Source organism: Massilia sp. TSP1-1-2 (assembly GCF_049896185.1).
Taxonomy (GTDB): Bacteria; Pseudomonadota; Gammaproteobacteria; order Burkholderiales; family Burkholderiaceae_D; genus Telluria_A.
In genome coordinates, this window is the sequence record NZ_JAFCTU010000005.1 from 51681 (window position 1) to 70846 (window position 19166).

Annotated in this window: 16 protein-coding genes; 14 read left to right on the plus strand and 2 right to left on the minus strand. The window is 63.5% G+C overall.

Going from position 1 to position 19166, the window contains the following annotated elements:
* Positions 1–10 precede the first annotated feature (10 nt).
* The 3 genes from lpdA to ACP7BV_RS05795 all read left to right on the plus strand — a co-directional run bounded on the left by lpdA (position 11) and on the right by ACP7BV_RS05795 (position 3355).
* Positions 11–1444 carry a dihydrolipoyl dehydrogenase gene (lpdA, locus tag ACP7BV_RS05785; protein WP_426102446.1) on the plus strand — a complete coding sequence of 478 codons (1434 nt, stop codon included), beginning with the start codon at positions 11–13 and terminating at the stop codon, positions 1442–1444.
* Between the two features lie 141 nt (positions 1445–1585).
* Entirely contained in the window at positions 1586–2683 is a 1098-nt protein-coding gene (gene zapE / locus ACP7BV_RS05790; RefSeq protein ID WP_426102448.1) for a cell division protein ZapE, read from the plus strand.
* 27 nt (positions 2684–2710) lie between these two features.
* Positions 2711–3355, plus strand: a complete 645-nt coding sequence (locus ACP7BV_RS05795) for a hypothetical protein (RefSeq protein ID WP_426102450.1) — start codon at positions 2711–2713, stop codon at positions 3353–3355.
* A gap of 223 nt (positions 3356–3578) precedes the next feature.
* Here ACP7BV_RS05795 and ACP7BV_RS05800 read toward each other — a convergent pair whose 3' ends face one another.
* On the minus strand, positions 3579–4385 hold the full coding sequence (locus ACP7BV_RS05800; protein WP_426102452.1) for a PP2C family protein-serine/threonine phosphatase: 807 nt from the start codon (positions 4383–4385) through the stop codon (positions 3579–3581).
* 222 nt (positions 4386–4607) lie between these two features.
* Here ACP7BV_RS05800 and ACP7BV_RS05805 point away from each other — a divergent pair, with 222 nt between their 5' ends.
* From ACP7BV_RS05805 to ACP7BV_RS05815, 3 genes are all read left to right on the plus strand, one after another.
* On the plus strand, positions 4608–4808 hold the full coding sequence (locus ACP7BV_RS05805) for a YdcH family protein (protein WP_073212909.1): 201 nt from the start codon (positions 4608–4610) through the stop codon (positions 4806–4808).
* Positions 4809–4873: 65 nt separating this feature from the next.
* Positions 4874–6895 carry an ATP-dependent DNA helicase gene (locus ACP7BV_RS05810; RefSeq protein WP_426102848.1) on the plus strand — a complete coding sequence of 674 codons (2022 nt, stop codon included), beginning with the start codon at positions 4874–4876 and terminating at the stop codon, positions 6893–6895.
* 2 nt (positions 6896–6897) lie between these two features.
* Positions 6898–8709, plus strand: coding sequence for a DUF885 domain-containing protein (locus tag ACP7BV_RS05815; RefSeq protein WP_426102454.1), 1812 nt, complete (start codon positions 6898–6900; stop codon positions 8707–8709).
* Between the two features lie 120 nt (positions 8710–8829).
* On the opposite strand, the gene ACP7BV_RS05820 is transcribed toward ACP7BV_RS05815, so the two are convergent.
* Positions 8830–9810 (minus strand): NADPH:quinone oxidoreductase family protein, encoded by a 981-nt coding sequence (locus ACP7BV_RS05820; protein ID WP_426102456.1) that lies wholly within the window; start codon positions 9808–9810, stop codon positions 8830–8832.
* Between the two features lie 189 nt (positions 9811–9999).
* On the opposite strand from ACP7BV_RS05820, the gene ACP7BV_RS05825 reads away from it, so the two are divergent.
* From ACP7BV_RS05825 to ACP7BV_RS05860, 8 genes are all read left to right on the plus strand, one after another.
* Complete coding sequence (locus ACP7BV_RS05825) at positions 10000–10608, plus strand: toll/interleukin-1 receptor domain-containing protein (protein ID WP_426102458.1); 609 nt, start codon at positions 10000–10002, stop codon at positions 10606–10608.
* 13 nt (positions 10609–10621) lie between these two features.
* The gene (locus ACP7BV_RS05830) at positions 10622–13054 is read left to right on the plus strand and encodes a tetratricopeptide repeat protein (protein ID WP_426102460.1); all 2433 of its coding nucleotides are present in this window, start codon (positions 10622–10624) and stop codon (positions 13052–13054) included.
* An 80-nt stretch (positions 13055–13134) separates the two neighbouring features.
* Positions 13135–13872: a 5'/3'-nucleotidase SurE gene (surE, locus tag ACP7BV_RS05835; protein WP_426102462.1), complete on the plus strand. Its 738-nt coding sequence runs from the start codon at positions 13135–13137 to the stop codon at positions 13870–13872.
* Positions 13869–14756: a protein-L-isoaspartate(D-aspartate) O-methyltransferase gene (locus ACP7BV_RS05840; protein ID WP_426102464.1), complete on the plus strand. Its 888-nt coding sequence runs from the start codon at positions 13869–13871 to the stop codon at positions 14754–14756. Before surE ends, ACP7BV_RS05840 begins: the two co-directional genes overlap by 4 nt.
* 36 nt (positions 14757–14792) lie before the next feature.
* Positions 14793–15731, plus strand: coding sequence for a peptidoglycan DD-metalloendopeptidase family protein (locus tag ACP7BV_RS05845; protein WP_426102466.1), 939 nt, complete (start codon positions 14793–14795; stop codon positions 15729–15731).
* A gap of 40 nt (positions 15732–15771) precedes the next feature.
* A complete protein-coding gene (rpoS, locus tag ACP7BV_RS05850) occupies positions 15772–16785 on the plus strand; it encodes an RNA polymerase sigma factor RpoS (protein ID WP_426102468.1) in 1014 nt (337 codons plus the stop codon).
* Positions 16786–16874: 89 nt separating this feature from the next.
* Entirely contained in the window at positions 16875–18236 is a 1362-nt protein-coding gene (gene rlmD / locus ACP7BV_RS05855) for a 23S rRNA (uracil(1939)-C(5))-methyltransferase RlmD (RefSeq protein WP_426102470.1), read from the plus strand.
* A gap of 1 nt (position 18237) precedes the next feature.
* Complete coding sequence (locus tag ACP7BV_RS05860; RefSeq protein ID WP_426102472.1) at positions 18238–19032, plus strand: prolipoprotein diacylglyceryl transferase family protein; 795 nt, start codon at positions 18238–18240, stop codon at positions 19030–19032.
* Positions 19033–19166 lie beyond the last annotated feature (134 nt).

Sequence of the window (19166 nt, forward strand, 5' to 3'; positions counted from 1 at the left end):
GAATACGTTCATGAGCACTCCAAAACAATTCGACGTCGTTGTCATCGGCGCCGGTCCGGGCGGTTATATCGCCGCCATTCGCGCAGCGCAGCTGGGCTTTTCGGTTGCCTGCATCGACGAATGGGCCAACGCCAAGGGCGGTCCGGCACCGGGCGGCACCTGCACCAACGTCGGTTGCATTCCATCGAAGGCGCTGCTGCAGTCGTCCGAACATTTTGAGCATGCCGGCCATGCGTTCAAGGACCACGGCATCGACGTGGCCGGCTTGTCGCTGAACCTGCCGCAAATGTTGAAGCGCAAGGACGTGGTCGTCAAACAGAACAACGACGGTATCCTGTTCCTGCTTAAAAAGAACAAGGTCGCGTTTTTCCATGGTCGCGGCGCTTTCGGCGCGGCAGTGGAAGGCGGCTATACCATCAACGCTAGCGGTCCTACGACCGACACGCTGCAGACCAAGCACGTGATCGTGGCCACCGGCTCGAACGCGCGCGAATTGCCGGGCGCTCCGTTTGACGAAAAACTGATCCTGTCGAACACCGGCGCGCTGACGATCGAAGGCGTGCCGGCAAAGCTGGGCGTGATCGGCGCCGGCGTCATCGGCCTGGAAATGGGCAGTGTATGGCGCCGCCTGGGGGCGGAAGTGACGGTGCTCGAAGGGCTGCCTACGTTCCTGGGCGCGGTCGACGAGCAGATCGCCAAGGAAGCGTTCAAGCTGTTCACCAAGCAGGGCCTGGGCATCAACCTGGGCGTCAAGATCGGCAAGGTCACGCCCGGCAAGAAGGACGTTACCGTGGAATACACGGACGCCAAGGGCGAAGCCGTCAAAGCCGTTTTCGACAAGCTGATCATCTCGATCGGGCGCACGCCCAACACCAATGGCCTGAACGCCGAAGCCGTCGGGCTCAAGCTGGATGAGCGCGGCTTTATCGCCGTCGACGACGACTGCAAGACCAGCCTGGCGAACGTGTGGGCGGTGGGCGACGTGGTGCGCGGCCCGATGCTGGCGCACAAGGCCGAGGAAGAGGGCGTTGCCGTGGCCGAGCGTATCGCCGGCCAGCATGGCCACACCAATTTCAATACCATTCCGTGGGTGATCTACACCTCGCCGGAAATCGCGTGGGTTGGCCAGACCGAGCAGCAGTTGAAGGCGTCCAGCGTGTCGTACAAGTCGGGCACCTTCCCGTTCATGGCGAACGGGCGCGCGCGGGCGCTGGGCGATACGTCCGGCATGGTCAAGTTTTTGGCCGATGCGACGACCGACGAAATTTTGGGCGTGCACATCATCGGGCCAATGGCTTCCGAGCTGATTTCGGAAGCGGTAGTGGCGATGGAGTTCCGCGCCTCGGCTGAAGATATCGCACGCATCTGCCACGCACACCCATCGTTGTCGGAAGCGACCAAGGAAGCGGCGCTGGCGATCGACAAGCGTTCGCTCAATTTCTAAGCGAAATACTTAGCACTACAATAGCAATTACATCGTCCTCGCGCAGGCGGGGACCCAAGGAACGGTTGGTCTGAGCAACCGTCCCCAGGGTCCCCGCGTGCGCGAGGACGAAGTTTTTGAGCCAACCGAGCCAGCAAGCAAATGAACGTCCAAGAGTTCTATCAACACGCGCTTTCCGAACGCGGTTTCACATCCGACGAAGCGCAGCAGCGCGCCGTCGACCGCCTGCAGCGCGCGTATGAAGAGTGGGTCCATTTCCGCGCGCAGCGTTCGTCCACCTTCAAGCGCCTGATCAACCGCCCGGACGTGCCGCGCGGGGTCTACCTGTGGGGCGGCGTCGGGCGCGGCAAGTCGTTTTTGATGGACAGCTTTTACTCCGTGGTACCGCTGGTGCGCAAAACACGCGTGCACTTCCACGAATTCATGCGCGACGTCCACCGCCAGCTCGACCATATGAAAGGCGTGGCCGATCCGCTCGACGATGTAGCCAAGAACATCGCCAAGAAATACCGCCTGATCTGCTTTGACGAGTTTCACGTCTCCGACATCGCCGACGCCATGATCCTGTACAACCTGCTCTCGGCGCTGTTCAGCCATGGCGTCTCGTTCATCATGACGTCCAACTACGATCCGGACCTGCTGTACCCGGAAGGGCTGCACCGCGACCGCATGCTGCCGACCATCGCGCTGCTCAAGGAAAAGCTCGACGTGATGAATGTCGACGCCGGCATCGACTACCGCAAGCGCGCGCTGGAACAGGTCGACAGCTACTACACGCCGCTTGGCGCTGCCGCCGATGCGGCCCTGCGCGCGGCGTACGCGAAAATCGCCGAGATTCATGACGAAAATCCGCTCTTGAAAATCGAAGGGCGCGAAATCCGCTGCCTGCGCCGCGCCGGCGGCATCATCTGGTTTGACTTCGCCACGCTGTGCGGTGGCCCGCGCTCGCAAAACGATTACCTGGAAATTGCGAGCCGCTTCCACACGGTGGTGCTCTCGGCGATACCGGCGATGTCGGCTGCGCAGTCGTCCGAGGCGCGCCGCTTTACGTGGCTGATCGACGTGTTCTACGACCACAAGGTCAAGCTCCTGATGTCGGCCCAGGTGCCGCCGGAAGCGCTGTACACCGAAGGTACGCTGTCGAACGAGTTTCACCGGACCGTCTCGCGTATCATTGAAATGCAGTCGCGCGAGTATATGGACGCGGAGCGCCGGGGCGCGGCCGAGGCGCTGGCCTGACCAGCAGACAAGCAAGAGGACACTGTCATGATCACCGCATTTATCCGGCGCCTGGCGCTGCTTGCCGCCTTGGCCAGCCTTGGCGCCTGCACCACGGCACTGTTGCCCCCTGCCGTCGCACCGCTGGTAGCGCCTTCGGCGTCGGTGGCGCAGGCATCGCGCCGGCTCGACGAGGTGGCGCGCGAGCGCGCCGCCGCGGAGTCGGTGTTCGCGGCCAGCGAGCAGCTGTGCTATGCCAAGTTTTTTGTGAATAATTGCCTCGATGCGGTCAAGGAAAAGCGCCGCAGCCGGCTGGCGGTGCTGAGGGCAATTGAAGTCGAGGCCGAGCGCTACAAGCGCCAGGCTGCGGTCGATCAGCGCGACCGCGATGTGGCGCAGTCGGTCAAGGAGTTCGAGCAGGGCGAAGCGCGCATGGCGGCCCAGCCGGCGAGCGCGCCCCGCGTTGCTCCCGAGCGGACGGCGCCGGCGCCCAGGGCGATGCTCAAGGACCGCAGCGCCGAGCATGCGGCAAAGCAGGCCGAGCGCGTCGCGCAGCAACAGGCCGAAGCGCCGCAGCGCGCGGCGAACGCGAGGGCATTCGAGGAGCGGCGGTTAAAGGCGGAGCAGCGCAAGCGGGAGATTGAGGCGAAGCTTGCAGAGAAGGCGGCGAAAGCGGCAGCTGCGGCGAAATAGAACGCGGCAAAAAAGAATCAATGCAATGTACGCGATTCCCCGGCTGCACGAAAATCGCGCTATGGCGTAACCGGAACCCCCAACATCATCGTCCTCGCGCACGCGGGGACCCATGGAACGCTCGCTCAGTTGAACCGTTCCATGGGTCCCCGCCTTTGCGAGGACGATGTGGCTCTGATGTGCTGTTGCCCCTTGTGCGACAGGCTCGCACGCGGGAATTCACTCAGACTGCGCGCCCCAGCTTTTGGACAGTGTAGTTTTTCACTTCCTTGGGCGGCTTGACGAACTTGACGATCGCCATTGTGCAATTGTCGCCCTTGCCCTGGGCCCGCTCGGTAGCCTTGTTGATCAACATTTCCGACGCCTGCCGCGGCGTGGTCTTGGTGGTGACCGCGCCCAGTTCGGTATCGGTGAAAAAATGCCACAAACCGTCGCTGCACAGCAAGAACGTGTCGCCGGCGACGATGTGTTCATGAAAACCAATCGTCGCGAAGGGTTCCTTGCGGCTGTTGCCCAGCACATTGACCAGCAATTTGGAGTGGCGGTGGTTCTTGGCTGCATCGGCCGGCAGCTTTTCGCTGCTGACCAGGTAGTCGATATAGTCGGCGTCGTTGGTGCGTACCAGGCACTGGCCCTTGACGAAACGGTACAGCCGCGAATCGCCCACATGCGCCCACACGGCGCGCCCGTCCGGCGTGATGATCAAACCCACGAAACTGCAATGCGACTCGACCTTGGTGGTAAACGCATTCATCTTGATGATCAAGTGCGTTTCGTGCACGATCTGGCGCAGCAGCTCGGCCAGCCGTTCAAGGGTGGGCGCGTCGCCCGGCTTGAATTCGTCAAACAACTGTTTGGCAGTGTGCAATACCTGTTCGGAGGCTGCCGATCCGCCCAGCACGCCGTCCGAGAGCACGGCCAGCACGTAGCCGGGCGCGCGCGCGCCGGTGAACAGGGCGGTGCGGTCGTTCTGCTGTGGGCGTCCGCCAATGTGCTGGGCGGTGCCGGCTTCTAACTTGTATTGGTTCATATCCGTAAGATGTGTCCTGGCTGCGTTACCATGTTGCTTTGTGGACTGGAGTTCAATCTATATTGGCTGCAACGTCGCCGTATATTAAACTATGCACCGGGCAGACTAAATGTTGCAAGCGGAAATCATTTTCCCGTGCACACTTTTTGTCACAAATTGTAATGCGCTTCCGGCTCCGCATCCATGCCGTCATCGAAATAAAACCGTACGGAATACCTTACCATGACAGATGTCCAAGAAATCCAGCGCCGCCTGATCGAACTCGACGTGGAACATCGCGACCTGGATGCTGTCATAGACATGCTGATTCTCGACGGGCACCACGACCAGTTGCAACTGCGCCGCCTCAAAAAGCGCAAGCTGCAGCTGAAAGACCATATCACCTTGTTGAAAATGCAATTGGTGCCGGATGTTCCGGCCTGACTCGTCTTCGCTTCACTACAAACGCCACCTTGACCGATCCTACTCCTGCGCCGGGCGCGCCGCCCCTGCCTGACGCCCCCGATGCCGCTGCCGATGCCGCCTTGCCGGCGCCGCCGGCCGGCAAATACGATGCCGACATCGACCGCCTGTTCAGCGCCGGCGGCCCGCTCGCGCCTGCCGTGGGCAGCTTTACGCCGCGCCGCTCGCAAACCGAAATGGCAAAAGCCATCGCCCAAGCCATCGCCGACCAGAAAACCCTGATCGCCGAAGCGGGCACCGGCACCGGCAAGACCTTCGCCTACCTGGTACCGGCACTGCTGTGGGGCGGCAAGACCATCGTCTCGACCGGCACCAAGAATTTGCAGGATCAGTTGTTTCTGCGCGACATACCGACCGTGCGCGCGGCGCTCAAGGCCCCGGTGTCGGTGGCGCTGCTCAAGGGCCGCTCCAACTACGTGTGCCATTACCATCTGGAACGCACGCTGCAAAACGGCCGCATGACCTCGCGCGAAGACGTGGGCAACCTGCGTGAAATTTCGCGCTTTATCAAGATGACCAATTCGGGCGACAAGGCCGAGCTGTCCAAGGTGCCCGAAAACGCGCTGATCTGGAACCTGGTCACGTCCACGCGCGACACCTGCATGGGCACCGAGTGCCAGTACTACCAGGATTGCTTCGTCATGAAGGCGCGCCGCGAAGCGCAGCAGGCCGACGTCGTGGTCGTCAACCACCACCTGTTTTTTGCCGACGTGGCGCTCAAGGATACCGGTGTGGCCGAGCTGCTGCCGTCGGCCAACACCATCATTTTCGACGAAGCGCACCAGTTGCCCGACACCGCCACGCTGTTCTTCGGCCAGACCGTGTCGACTTCGCAGATCCTGGAATTGTGCCGCGACGTGCTGGCCGAAGGCTTGGCGCATGCGCGCGGCGGGCCGGACTGGGCCAAGGTCGTCACCGTGCTCGAGAAAGCGGCGCGCGACCTGCGCTTGACCTTCCCGCAAGACATCATGCGCTTGTCGCTGGCCCAGATCATGCCGTCATCGGATTTTTTTCCGGCCCTGCAAACGCTTAAGGACAAGCTGGCCGAGATGATCGACGTGCTCGAAGAAAACGCGGCGCGCGCCGAAACCATCGAGCAGGTGCGGGTACGGGCGGTGGAACTGGCCGCCAGCCTGGACGGCTGGAAGCAGAGCGGCAAGGGCAAGCTGGTCGAGAACGACGAGGCCGTGCTGTGGGTGGAAGCGTTTTCGTCGTCGCTGCATTTGCACAAGACGCCGCTGTCGATCGCGCCCATCTTCACCAACCAGCGCGAAGGCACGCCGCGCAGCTGGATCTTTACCTCGGCCACGCTGGCGGTCAAAAACGACTTCAAGCATTTTTCCAACCAGATGGGGCTGGCCGGCGAGCCGGCGCAGACCTGGCCAAGTCCGTTCAACTATGAAGAGCAGGGTTTGCTGTACGTGCCCACCGGCCTGCCGGACCCGAACGCCTTCGGCTACACCGACGCCGTGGTCGACGCGGCGCTGCCGTGCATTGAAGCTGCCGGCGGGCGCACTTTTTTCCTGTGCACCACGATCCGCGCGGTCAAGCATGTGGCCGAGCGACTGCGCGATGAATTTTCCAAGCGGGGGCTTGATTATCCCTTGTTCGTACAAGGCGAGCGCGGGCGCACCGAGCTGCTCGACTCGTTCCGCAGGGCGGGCAACGCCGTGCTGGTGGGCAGCCAGAGTTTTTGGGAAGGCGTGGACGTGCGCGGCGACGCGCTCTCGCTCGTCATCATCGACAAGCTGCCGTTCGCGCCGCCCGACGACCCGGTGCTCGCCGCACGCATCGAGGTAATGGAAAAGCAGGGCATGAACGGCTTCATGCACCACACCCTGCCCGAAACCATCATCAACCTGAAGCAGGGCGCCGGGCGCCTGATCCGCGACGAGACCGACCGCGGCGTGCTGATGATTTGCGACCCGCGCCTGATCACCAAGTCGTACGGCAAGCGGGTCTGGCAAAGCCTGCCCTCGTTCAAACGCACCCGCCTGGAAGCGGACGTGCTCGCGTTTTTCAAACCGGAAACCACGGCAGAGGATTGATCATGGCAGTGTTGAACAAATTGGTGCTGGCGGTGGCGCTCGGCGGCGCCTTCGCCGCTGCGGTTTCCCAAGCCGCATCCGGCGCCGAAGTAGTTGCCGTCAAGGCGCAGCCCACGGCGGCCCAGCGCCTGGCCGCGCTGGCCGTGCGCTACTACGACGAGATGGCGCGCTTCGAGCCGCTCAACGCCACCTTCTCGGGCGACAACCGCTTCGACGACCAGCTGCCGATGACGATCGACGCCGGCGTGCGTGCGCGCCAGTACGCGCTGCTGCACGATGTGCGCGATCAGCTCATGCGGATCGACCGCAGCAAGCTGTCGGCGCAAGACATGACGAGCTTCGACATGCTCGCTTTCACGGTCAATGAAGCGCTGCGCTTCGAGCCGTTCAAGGATCATCTGCTGCCGATGAGCCAGATGGACAGCCTGCCGGTGATGCTGGCGAACCTTGGCGGTGGCGAAGGTTCGCAGCCCTTGACGAGCGTGGCGCAGTACCAGGCTTACCACAAGCGCATCGCCGCGCTGCCGCAGTGGATCGACACGGCCATTGCCAACATGCGCGAAGGGATGCAGGAAAATATCGTGCTGCCGCGCGCGCTGGTGCTGCCCATGCTCGCGCAGATCAAGGCGCTCGCCGGCGCCACGCCGGCCGCCAGCGACTTCAACGCGGCGCGCCGCCTGCCCGACACCTTTGACGCCGGTGAGAAAGCCGGCCTGAAGGGCGTTTTTCTCAATACCGTTTCCGGCCAGGTGCTGCCGTCGCTGCGCAAGCTGGCCAGGTTTCTGGAACACGACTACCTGCCGGCAGCGCGCAGTAGCGCCGGCTGGGGCGCGCTGCCCGGTGGCGCGCAATGGTATGGCGCCTACGTGGCGGCCCACACCACGACCACGCTCGGACCCGATGAAATCCACCGTATCGGCGTCGCCGAAGTGGCGCGCATCACGGCCGAACTGGCCCGGCTGGCGCCCAAGGTTGGCTACACGGGCGCGCCTGGCGCGTTGCCGCGCTGGATGGCCAGCCAGCCGCGCTACCGGCCCTTCAAGACCGATGAGCAAGTACTGCAAGCTTACCGCGACCTGCGCGCGCGTATCGAGCCCAAGCTGGGGCAGCTGTTCGCCACGCTGCCCAAGGCCCCGCTCGAAATCCGGCCCGAGCCGGCCCTGTCGCGCGAGAGCGCGTCCGATCACTACACCATGGCGGCAATGGATGGCGCGCGACCTGGCATTTTCTGGGCGGTGATTCCCGACCCGGCCCAGTATGGCAGCACCAAGATGACGGCCTTGTTCCTGCATGAAAGCCTGCCGGGCCACCACTTCCAGCTATCGAAGCAGCAAGAATTGGCGGTGCCGACGTTTCGCAAGGTGGCGAGCATCAATGCCTACGCCGAAGGCTGGGGCTTGTACGCCGAAACGCTGGGCCGCGAGATGGGCCTGTATGACGAGCCGAATGCCTATGCCGGCTTTCTCAGTATGGAATTGCGGCGCGCGGCGCGCCTGGTGGTCGATACCGGCTTGCACGCCAAGGGCTGGACGCGCGAGCAGACCATTCGCTATCTGGTCGATGAAGCGGGCGACACCGAGGACGATGCGCGCAATGCGACCGAGCGCTACATGGCCTGGCCGGGGCAGGCGCTGGGGTACAAGATTGGGGCGCTCAAGATCATGGAACTGCGCCAGCGCGCGGCGGCCAAGCTGGGCGCCAAATTCAGCCTGGCCAAGTTTCACGACGCCGTGCTGGCCGAGGGCAGCCTGCCGCTGGACTTGCTGGAAACCAAGATCGACGCGTGGATTGCCACGCAGGGCGGCGCGAAATAGCCGGCTCTGCTCTCCCATCTGCCCCGCAAAATCTCACCTGCGGCCACATCATCCTCGCGTTTGGAGGACGATGTCGCTGAGGTAGCGTCTGCCCCTGCCGCCATGCTTGGAGTAAACGCGTCACTTCCCGGGCTGGATAACCACCTTGCCCGTCACTTTGCGCGCGGCCATGTCATTTAACGCTGCCGCCGTGTCGGCCAGCGCATAGCGCCCCGAAATGCGCGGCTTGATCTTTCCAGCCGCAAGCCACCCCATCAGTTCGCGCATCGCCGCCAGGTTCGCCTTCGGCTCGCGCTTGGCAAACTCGCCCCAGAACACGCCCATCAAGGACGCGCCCTTGAGCAGCGTCAGGTTCAGCGGCAGCTTGGGAATGTCGCCATTGGCAAACCCCACCACCAGGTAGCGCCCGCGCCAGCCGATCGAGCGAAATGCCGGTTCGGCGTAAATGCCGCCCACCGGATCATAGATCACGTCCGGCCCCTTGCCGCCGGTGGCGGTCTTGATCGCTTCGCGCAAATCCTCGGTGGTGTAATTGATGGTGGCGTCGGCCCCATGCTCGCGGCACACCGCCAGTTTCTCGTCGCTGGACGCGGCGGCAATCACGCGCGCGCCGAGCGCCTTGCCGATCTCGATCGCCGCCAGACCCACGCCGCCGGCCGCGCCCAGCACCAGCATGGTTTCGCCCGCCTTGAGGGCCGCGCGGTCCACCACCGCGTGGTGCGAGGTGCCGTAGGTGAGGGTGATGGCGGCGGCGGTGTCGAAGTCCATTCCCGGGGGCATCGGCATGCAGGCTTGGGCGTTCACCACGATCTGCTGGGCAAACGCGCCCTGGGCGGTAAACGCGATCACCTTGTCGCCCACCTTGAGCTGCTCGACGCCTTCGCCCACGGCGCGCACCACGCCGGACAGCTCGCTGCCCGGCGTGAAGGGCAGCTCGGGCTTGAACTGGTATTCCCCTTGAATAATCAGCACGTCGGGAAAATTCACACCGGCGGCCATCACGTCGAGCGCGACCTGGCCAGGGCCGGGCACAGGATCGGGCAACTCTTGCACCACCAGGGTGTCGGGCAATCCCCATGCATTGCAAACCACGGCTTTCATTGGCGTCTCCAGAAGATGAATTTTTTAAAATAGTACGACCGTTTGATTTTTGATTATGCCTGATTTTTCCACCCGGCGGCAAACCCGGCCGGCCGGGTCGGTTTGTGCCAGCGCAAGGCCATAAATGACGAGCTTGTTAAAGTCGAAGATGCGAGCGCGCCAGTGAGCATTTTGCAAAGGGAGTACGAAATGGCAATCCGTTATGGCTGTTTCTTCAGTTATGCGCACGCCCGTTATGGACTGATGAACAAGTTCAAGGCGGCCTTGGCGGACGCCATCCGCTGCTACCTGGAACCGCATTTTGACAACGAGGACGAGTTGTTCATCGACACCGAACAGCTCGGCGGCGGCGACGATCTTGACCGCAAGATTGCGCGCGCCATGTGCGAAAGCGCCGCCATGATTTTAATTTACACCCCCAAGTACGAAGCGCATGGCTATACCCGGCGCGAGTACCTGGCCATGCAAATGATCGAGCAGGAGCGCGGCCAGTGGTACCCGATGCCGAGCCACCTGACCATCCCCGTCATCATGACGATGCACCCCGGTAAATTGCCGCCGCAAATTACCGATTCAAGCTTGTACGTGGATTTTTCCCGCTTCACCCTGGCCACGCGCGACCTGAAGTCGAATCCGGACTTTATTCCGGACATTAAAAAGATCGTGGAGCGCATTGTGATCCATTATCAGTGCCAAAAAAAATACACGCCGGTGGGCCATGATTGCAACCAATTCGTGCTCCCCGATGTCCCACCTGAGTGGCGTGATTTGCCAGATCTTGCTTTTCCCAAAAAATAAAACAGGAGCACTAATGGAACCCAAACGCATTACATTGCCGCCGATAAGCGCTCCCGGCGACGTGACCACGTTCTACGCTTTCGAGAGCGGAACGGCGCGCAACATCGCGCTGTCGAACACAGCCGTACTGCTGGCGGGGCGCAACAATGCCACCGTCCCCGTGCTGATGATCGATTGGGACACCGAAGCGCCCGGCTTGCATCATCAATTCGGACGGCACGACGAACGCCCCGGCCTGGTCGAGTATTTCGAGGCTTGCCGCGCCCAGCTGGCCGCGCTGGGCAACGCCAGCGATGGCGGCGACGACACGGCGCTGGCGCGCCAGGTGCTGCAAGCGGTCGACTGGGAGCAGTACGTGGAACGGGTCGATGAAAGCCGTCCGCTGTATCTGATGCGCGCCGGCCGCTTTGACGACACTTACGGCGAGCGCGCCGACGGCATGGACTGGGACAGCCTGTTTGCGGCCTGCCCGGCGCTGTTTCGCTGCTTTGGCGCCCACCTCACGCAGCGCTTCCGGCACGTGCTGGTCAACGCGCGCAGCGGGCGCTCCGGCGCCGTCAGCATCTGCACCACGCTGCTGCCCGACAAGCTGGTCGGCCTGTTTTCGCCCAGCCAACTCAGTCTTGACGGGCTGGCCGGCGCCGTCACGCGCGCCATCAACTACCGCTGCAGCCATGAAGAAGAGCAACGTCCGCTGCTGATTTACCCCTTGCCGTCAGCTATCGACAGCACCGACTGCGAGCGCCGCATCCAGTGGCGCCGCGGCAACCCGGCAAACGGTGTTCCCGGCTACCAGCCCGTGCTTGAGAAACTGCTGCGCCAGTGTTACCGCTTGTCCCGCTTGTCGCTGGAAAGCTATTTTAATGAAGTGCAGTTGCAACAAACCCATGCCACGGTCGGCGGCGACACCTTTCCCGGCATCAGCGCGCGCGACGCCGACCGTTTTTCGCTCGCGCGCACCTTCAATGCGCTGCTCGAGTGGCTGGCCGACGGCAACTTTCCCTGGCAATCGATAGCGGAAGTGCACCTGGCCGCAGCCGTGGGCAGCAGTCGCGCCCTGGCGGCCGACGGCGGCGCCGACGTCACGCTGCCGCTGGCGCGCGACCTGAACCGCCTGGGTGAACTGTATCGGGAGCAGGGCAGGAACGATCAAGCCATCGCCTGCTTCCAAGAAAGCATGGACTTGCGCCAGCGCGTGCTGGGCGATACGCACCGCGATACCCGGGTGAGCCGCGCAAACCTGGCCGCGCTGCTGCGCGACTGCGGCCGCTTGCCCGACGCTAGCTTTCTGCACGAAAAGCTGTACGAAGATTGCCACCGCCTGCTCGGCGCCGACCATCCCGACACGCTGTCCACGCGCGGCGCCCTGGCCATCACCCTCGCTTCGCTGGGCGAATACGAACGCGCGCTGGCGCTGCACGAACAGGTCAACGACGCCTGTGAAAAACAGTTCGGCCCCACCAGCACCATGACGCTTGACAGCCTGGCCGGCCAGGCCCGCACCTATGCCATGCAGGGTAATTTTTCGCGCGCGCGCATGGTCTACGAGCGGGTCCTGGAAGGGCGCCAACGGCTGCTGGGCGAGGAGCATCATGACACCTTGCAGTGCGCCGAGCAACACGCCGCCATGTTGCTCGACCGCGGTCACCTGAGCCACGCGTGCAAGCTGCAGCAATACGTGCTGGCCGCACGCGAGCGGCACCTGGGCGACGACCATCCGCACACGCTGGCCGCGCGCGCCCAATTGGCCGAAATTCTCGCCGCCCAGGGCGATATCCACGGCGTGCGGCGCGTGGTCGAGGCGCTGGTCGCCGGGCGCGAGCGCAGCCTGGGCGACGAGCATCCCGACACGCTGTCAAGCCAGAGCAGGCTGGCCGCCATGCTCAGCCAACAGGGCGACCTGGACGATGCGTGCCGACTCCAGCAGCACGTCGTCAACATGACAGAACGGGTGCATGGTTCCGACGACGAGCGTACGCTTGACAGCAAAAAGGCGCTGGCAGTGACGCTGTCGCTCCAGGGTCACAGTCTGGATGCGCGCAAGCTTGAGGAAACGGTGCTGCAGGGCAGTGCGCGCCGGCTCAATCAGCGCGCCTTGCCGTCCGGCCAGCACGAGCCGCATGCCGGCGTCATCGGCTTGCGCGCGGGATTTTTCGACGAGCGTGACGCGCGCGACCGGGTCGGCGGGTGCGAAACGCTGGGCCACGCGCTTGCCCAGCTCCAGCAACTGATCGACAACCGCAGCGAGCGCGAGGCGCGCGAATTGGCCGACAGCTTGCGCAAATCGGTGTTGCGCCCAGGCGCCACCACCGAATTGCGGCGCAAGGGCGTGGCGCTGATCAAGCAGGTGTACAACAATGACAAGGATGCCTTGCTGTCGTTTACACAAGACGAAGTATCATCTTTGCAAGAAGAATTGAAGGAGGCGACGGCGGGCGGCCAGTGAGCACGCGTGAGCAAAGTGCTTGAAGAAAATCTTATGCTGGGGACGAGCGATGCTACCGTTGCTTCAGGTAAAATCGTCACATGAGAATTCTTATCAGTAATGACGACGGCTATCTGGCCCCGGGACTGGCGGCCTTGGCCGACGCACTGGCATCGATTGCCGACATCGTCGTCGTAGCGCCCGACAGCAACCGTTCGGGCGCGTCCAATTCCCTGTCGCTGGACCGGCCGCTGTCGGTCCAGCAAGCGGCCAACGGTTTTTATTTCGTCAACGGCACGCCGACCGATTGCGTGCACGTCGCGCTCACCGGCATGCTCGACTACCGGCCCGACATGGTGGTGTCGGGCATTAACAACGGTCAGAACATGGGTGACGACACGCTCTATTCAGGCACGGTCGCCGCCGCCACCGAGGCGTATCTGTTTGGTATCCCTGCGATTGCATTCTCGCAAGTGGCGCACGGCTGGGAACATGTGGACGCCGCCGCCCGCCTGGCGCGCGACATCGTGCTGCGCCGTTTCGACGAATTGCCGTCGCCCTATCTGCTCAACGTAAACATTCCCAACTTGCCTTACGAAGCGCTGGGCAAGCTGCGCGCCACGCGCCTGGGACGGCGCCACCAGGCAGAACCGGTGATCCGCGCGCAAGACCCGCGCGGGCGCGACATCTTTTGGATCGGCCCGCCCGGCGCTTGCCTCGACGCCGGCGAAGGCACCGACTTCCACGCCACCGCCAAGGGCGAAGTGTCGATCACCCCGCTGCAGATCGACCTGACCCACAAGACGCAGCTCACGCTGTTGGAGCGGGGCTTGCAATGAAGGACAAGCGCAGCACGTTTCCGCTTCCGCTCTCGTCGGTGACGGGCGGCGCGACCGGCAAGGCAGGGCAGGCCAGCGCGTATGCGCCGACCAGGGTGGCCACGCCGCAGACGGCAACGCGCAACGCGGCCCTTCCCGGCGCCGCAAAAACCTATGTCTCGCCGGTCCAGCACGCCTCGCACTCCAAGTCGCACGCCGAGTTGCTGGCGCGCCACCAGCCGGTGCCGATGCAGGCGCCACGCGCCGACATGATGGTGTCGGACGCGATCCGGCGCGCCATGGTGCAGCGCGTGGCCAAGCAGGGCGTGCAGGACCAGATGGTGCTCGGCGCGCTCGAAGCGGTGCTGCGCCACCGCTTCATCGACGAGGCGCTCTCGGCCCAGGCTTATATTGACGCCTCGCTGCCGATCGGGCATAGCCAGACGATCTCGCAGCCTTATATCGTCGCCCGCATGATCGAAGTGATGCGCAACGGCGCCAAGCTCCACCGCGTGCTCGAGATCGGCACCGGCTGCGGCTACCAGGCCGCGGTGCTCTCGTGCCTGGCGCAGGACGTATATTCAATCGAGCGCATCAAGCCACTGCACGAGCTGGCCAAGACCAATTTGCGGCCCATGCGCATCCCCAATCTGCGCTTGCACTACGGAGATGGTATGCTTGGCCTTCCGCAAGCCGCCCCCTTTGATGGCATTATCCTGGCTGCGGCCGGTCTCGAGGTGCCCCAGGCGCTGCTGGAACAGCTCTCCATTGGTGGCCGGCTGGTCGCCCCGGTTGGCGCGCGTGTCCAGCATCTGCAGCTGATTGTGCGCACCGGCAAGTCCGAATGGACGAGCGAAACGCTGGAGGGCTGCCACTTCGTCCCCCTGTGTGCCGGCACCGCGTAAAGTCGCGCCAGGATTGTCGACCTACATACAATGAGAATGAAACGAACAAGCCAAGTCACCCTGCTGCTGATCACTAGCCTGCTGGGCGCCTGTACCAGCAACCTGCGCCAAGCCCCCGTCGTCGAACGCCCGCTCAAGCTGCGCCCGGTCGTCCCGGTCGCCACCGAACAACCCAAGGACGAGCGCGGCTTTTATACCGTCAAGCGCGGCGACACGCTGCTGCGCATTGCCCTCGACTATGGGCAACATTACCGCGACCTGGTCACCTGGAACAAGCTGGCCGACCCGAACGATATCAAGGTCGACCAGGTGCTGCGCGTGGCGCCCCCCGACAACGTGGCGGGCGTGCAGAGCATGCCCGTGACCGCGCCGCCGCCGTCCGAGCCGCGCACGGTGCAGCCGCCAGTGCCCAGAAAGACCAGCCCCAAAGGGGACAAGCGGGCCTACTCCGACGCCGCGCTGGCCGAGCTGCGCGGCGATGGACCTGCGCGCCTCGAGCCAAAAACAGCCGACGCCAAAGATGCGCCGGACGTCCCGGCGCGCGTGCCGGTGGCCGTGCCGAGCACCGGCGTGGCGCCGGGCAGCGTGGTCAGCGCCACCGAGGACGACAAGCTGAGCTGGATGTGGCCGTCCGACGGCAAAGTCGTCGCCACCTTCGACGAAGGAAAAAACAAGGGCATCGACATTGCCGGGCGCGCTGGACAGCAAGTGCTGGCGGCGGGCACGGGAAAAGTCATGTACGCGGGCAGTGGCATCCGCGGTTATGGTAATCTGGTGATCGTAAAGCATAGCAATAGCCTGTTGTCGGCGTATGCCCACAACCGCAGCATCGTGGTCAAGGAAGGCCAGAATGTCAGCCGGGGCCAGGTGATCGCGGAAATGGGCGATTCGGACGCCGACTCGGTTAAACTGCACTTTGAAATACGCCAGCAGGGCAAACCCGTCGATCCGTCGAGGTTTTTGCCGAAACGCTAGATCAGCCGGGTTGCAGTTCGCCCGGCGCACGGGGTTGCCCATGACACAGTCGCACCAGCTCGATGACGAGACCGCTTCGGAAGACTTTCCCGACGAGCCGATGGACGACGCGGTGATCGAAGCGGACGCGCCCGATGGCGCCACTGACGCCGCCGACGCCACTGTCCACCCGGTGCTCGCCAGCGTCGACGAGCTGAAAAAAGTGCTGGCCGCAGAACTGTCGACCGACACCACCCAGCATTACCTGAACCAGATCGGCACCCGCGCGCTGCTGACCGCGCCCCAGGAAGTGCACTTTGCCACACTGGCCAAAAACGGGGACTTTTCCGCGCGCCAGACCATGATCGAGCATAACCTGCGCCTGGTGGTGTCGATTGCGAAACACTACATCAACCGCGGCGTGGTTCTGCTGGACATGATCGAGGAGGGCAACATTGGCCTGATGCGGGCGATCGACAAGTTCGAGCCGGAACGCGGCTTTCGCTTTTCCACCTACGCCACCTGGTGGATTCGCCAGAGCATCGAGCGCGCCATCATGAACCAGGCGCGAACGGTGCGCCTGCCGGTGCACATGGTGCGCGAACTGAACCAGATCCTGCGCGCCAAATACCATCTGGAAGCGCAGCACCATGACGGCAAGGATGCCTGCGCCGAAGACATCGCGCACCTGGTCGGGCGCCCGGTCGAAGAAGTGCAGGATATTCTGGCGCTGTCCGAACACGCGACCTCGCTCGACGCGCCGCTCGACAACGACCCGCAGTCGAGCCTGATGGACATGCTGCCGGGCGACAGCGAGGACGGCCCCGATGCGCGCGCCGAACACCACGAAATGACGCTCCTGGTGCGCGACTGGCTCACCAAGCTGCCCGACAAGCAACGCGTGGTCGTCATGCGCCGCTTCGGACTCGACAACGACGACCCGGCCACCCTTGAAACCCTGGCCGAAGAAATGGGCGTCACGCGCGAGCGGGTGCGCCAGATCCAGCAGGAAGCGCTCGTCAAGCTCAAGCGGGCCATGGCTGCCCGTGGCGTCGGCAGGGATTCGCTGTTATGATTCGCGCGGGCTAAAACGCTGCGCGGCTCCTCTTCTTTCCCTTTTTTGACCCTGTTCACACGCTTCGCGCGTGTTTTTGGCACGACACCATGCTCGACATCAAACCGCCCGACATCACGTCGCTCGACATCAAATCGCTTGATATGGACGCCCGCGGCGTCGGCCACCTCGCCAATGAGGACGGCTCGCCGGGCAAGGTGATCTTCGTCGAAGGCGCCTTGCCGGGCGAAAAAGTCTCCTACCTCACATTCAAGAAAAAGAAAAACTGGGAAGCGGCGCGCATGACGGTGCTGCACAAGGCTTCGCCCATGCGCGTGACGCCTTACTGCCAGCATTTCGACTACTGCGGCGGCTGCTCCATGCAGCACCTGGAGCCGGGCGCGCAGGTGGCGATGAAGCAGCGGGTGCTGGAAGACAATCTGTGGCACATCAGCCGTGTCAAGGCGGAAAACATCATGCGCCCCATGTACGGGCCGACCTGGGGCTACCGCTACCGCGCGCGCCTGTCGGTGCGGCACGTGGTCAAGAAAGGCACCGTGCTCGTCGGCTTTCACGAGAAGCGTTCGGCCTTTGTTGCCGACATTACCGACTGCAAGATCTTGCCGCCGCACGTGGCCGCGATGCTGGTGCCGCTGCGCGGCTTGATCGGCGCGCTGAGCATCTACGACCAGATGCCGCAGATTGAAGTGGCGATCGGCGAAGAAGTCACCGCCATGGTGCTGCGCATCATGGCGCCGTTGACGGCGGCCGACGAAACGCTGTTGAAAGCCTTTGCCGACCAGTGGAACATTCAGTGGTGGCTGCAGACCAAGGGCCCGGAAACGGCCGCGCCGTTCTATCCGCTGGACAAGGAGCTGTACTACACGCTGCCCGAGTTCAACGTCAAGATGCCGTTCAAGCCGGTCGATTTTACCCAGGTCAACCACATGATCAACCGGGTGCTGGTGCACAAGGCGCTCAATTTGCTCGACGTGCAGCCGCAAGAGCGCGTGGCCGACCTGTTCTGCGGCCTGGGCAACTTCACCTTGCCGCTGGCAACCCTGTGCCGCGAAGTGGTCGGCATCGAAGGCAGCACCACGCTGACCGAACGCGCCTTGTCGAACGCCAAGGCCAACGGCTTGTCGGACAAGACCACCTTTTCTACCCGCAACCTGTTTGACGTCACAACCGATGACCTGGTCGCGCTCGGCGCCTTTGACCGCATGCTGATCGACCCGCCGCGCGACGGCGCCATGGCTTTGTCGCAGGCGCTGGCCGGCCTGCGCGCCAGCCACCCGGACATGCTGCCCAAGCGCATCGTGTATGTCTCGTGCAGCCCGTCCACGCTGGCGCGCGACGCCGGCATCCTGACGCACGACGCTGGTTATGTGCTAAAAAAGGCGGGCGTCGTCAATATGTTCCCGCACACATCGCACGTGGAATCGATGGCGGTGTTCGACCTGGCCCTCTGAGATGACGCTCGGCCCGTTCTCGTTTTCGGCAGGCTTGCTCGCAAGTTTTGTTGCCATCCTGGCGGTCCTGCTGGTCGGCAACCGGGTGGCGCGTGCGCGGGCCCTGGATGTCGACAATGCGCTGTGGCTCGTCATCGCCGTCGCGCTGCTTGCCGCCAGGCTGGTCTTCGTCGCGCGCCATGCAACGCTGTACGCGGCGGCGCCCCTTGGCATTCTGGACATTCGCGATGGCGGTTTCACGCTGCTGGCCGGGGTCTGTGCAGGCTTCGCGACAGCCGCATTGCTCGGCTGGCGGCAACGGCAACAACGCCTGCCGTTGCTGTCTGGCGCTGGCGCGGGCGGCGCTGTTTTTGCGCTCGCCGCACTGCTTGCACTGGCCGCGCCCGGCGCACCGGTGCAACTGCCGGCGATGCATCTGGCGCGCCTTGAAGGCGGCACGTTGTCGCTGCCGGCGCTGGCCGGCAGACCGGTTGTGCTCAACCTGTGGGCCAGCTGGTGCGGGCCATGCCGGCGCGAAATGCCAGTCTTGCGCCAGGCCCAGCTCGCGCATCCGGAAGTGACCTTCATCTTCGTCAACCAGGGCGAAACGCCCTCTGCGATTACCGCCTACCTGAGCGGGCAGGGGATCGCGCTCCAGAACGTCGTGCTCGACGCGCGCCCTGGCCTGGGGCGCGTGCTCGATGCCAGGGCGCTTCCGACGACCTTTTTTTTCGATAGCAAGGGTTTGCTGATTGAGCGCCGCGTTGGCGAATTGTCGGCCGCCACGCTCAACGAGCGCCTGCAGGTACAGAGGTAAGCCAAAGCGGTAAGCTAAAGCGCGGCCGGCGATCCGATATTTTGTGTCCTGGGTCGTGCCGCTTGTGCGATAATTGCAAATTATGCAACTTATGCAACTTATGCAACTTACGCAACTTACGCAACTTAGGCAAC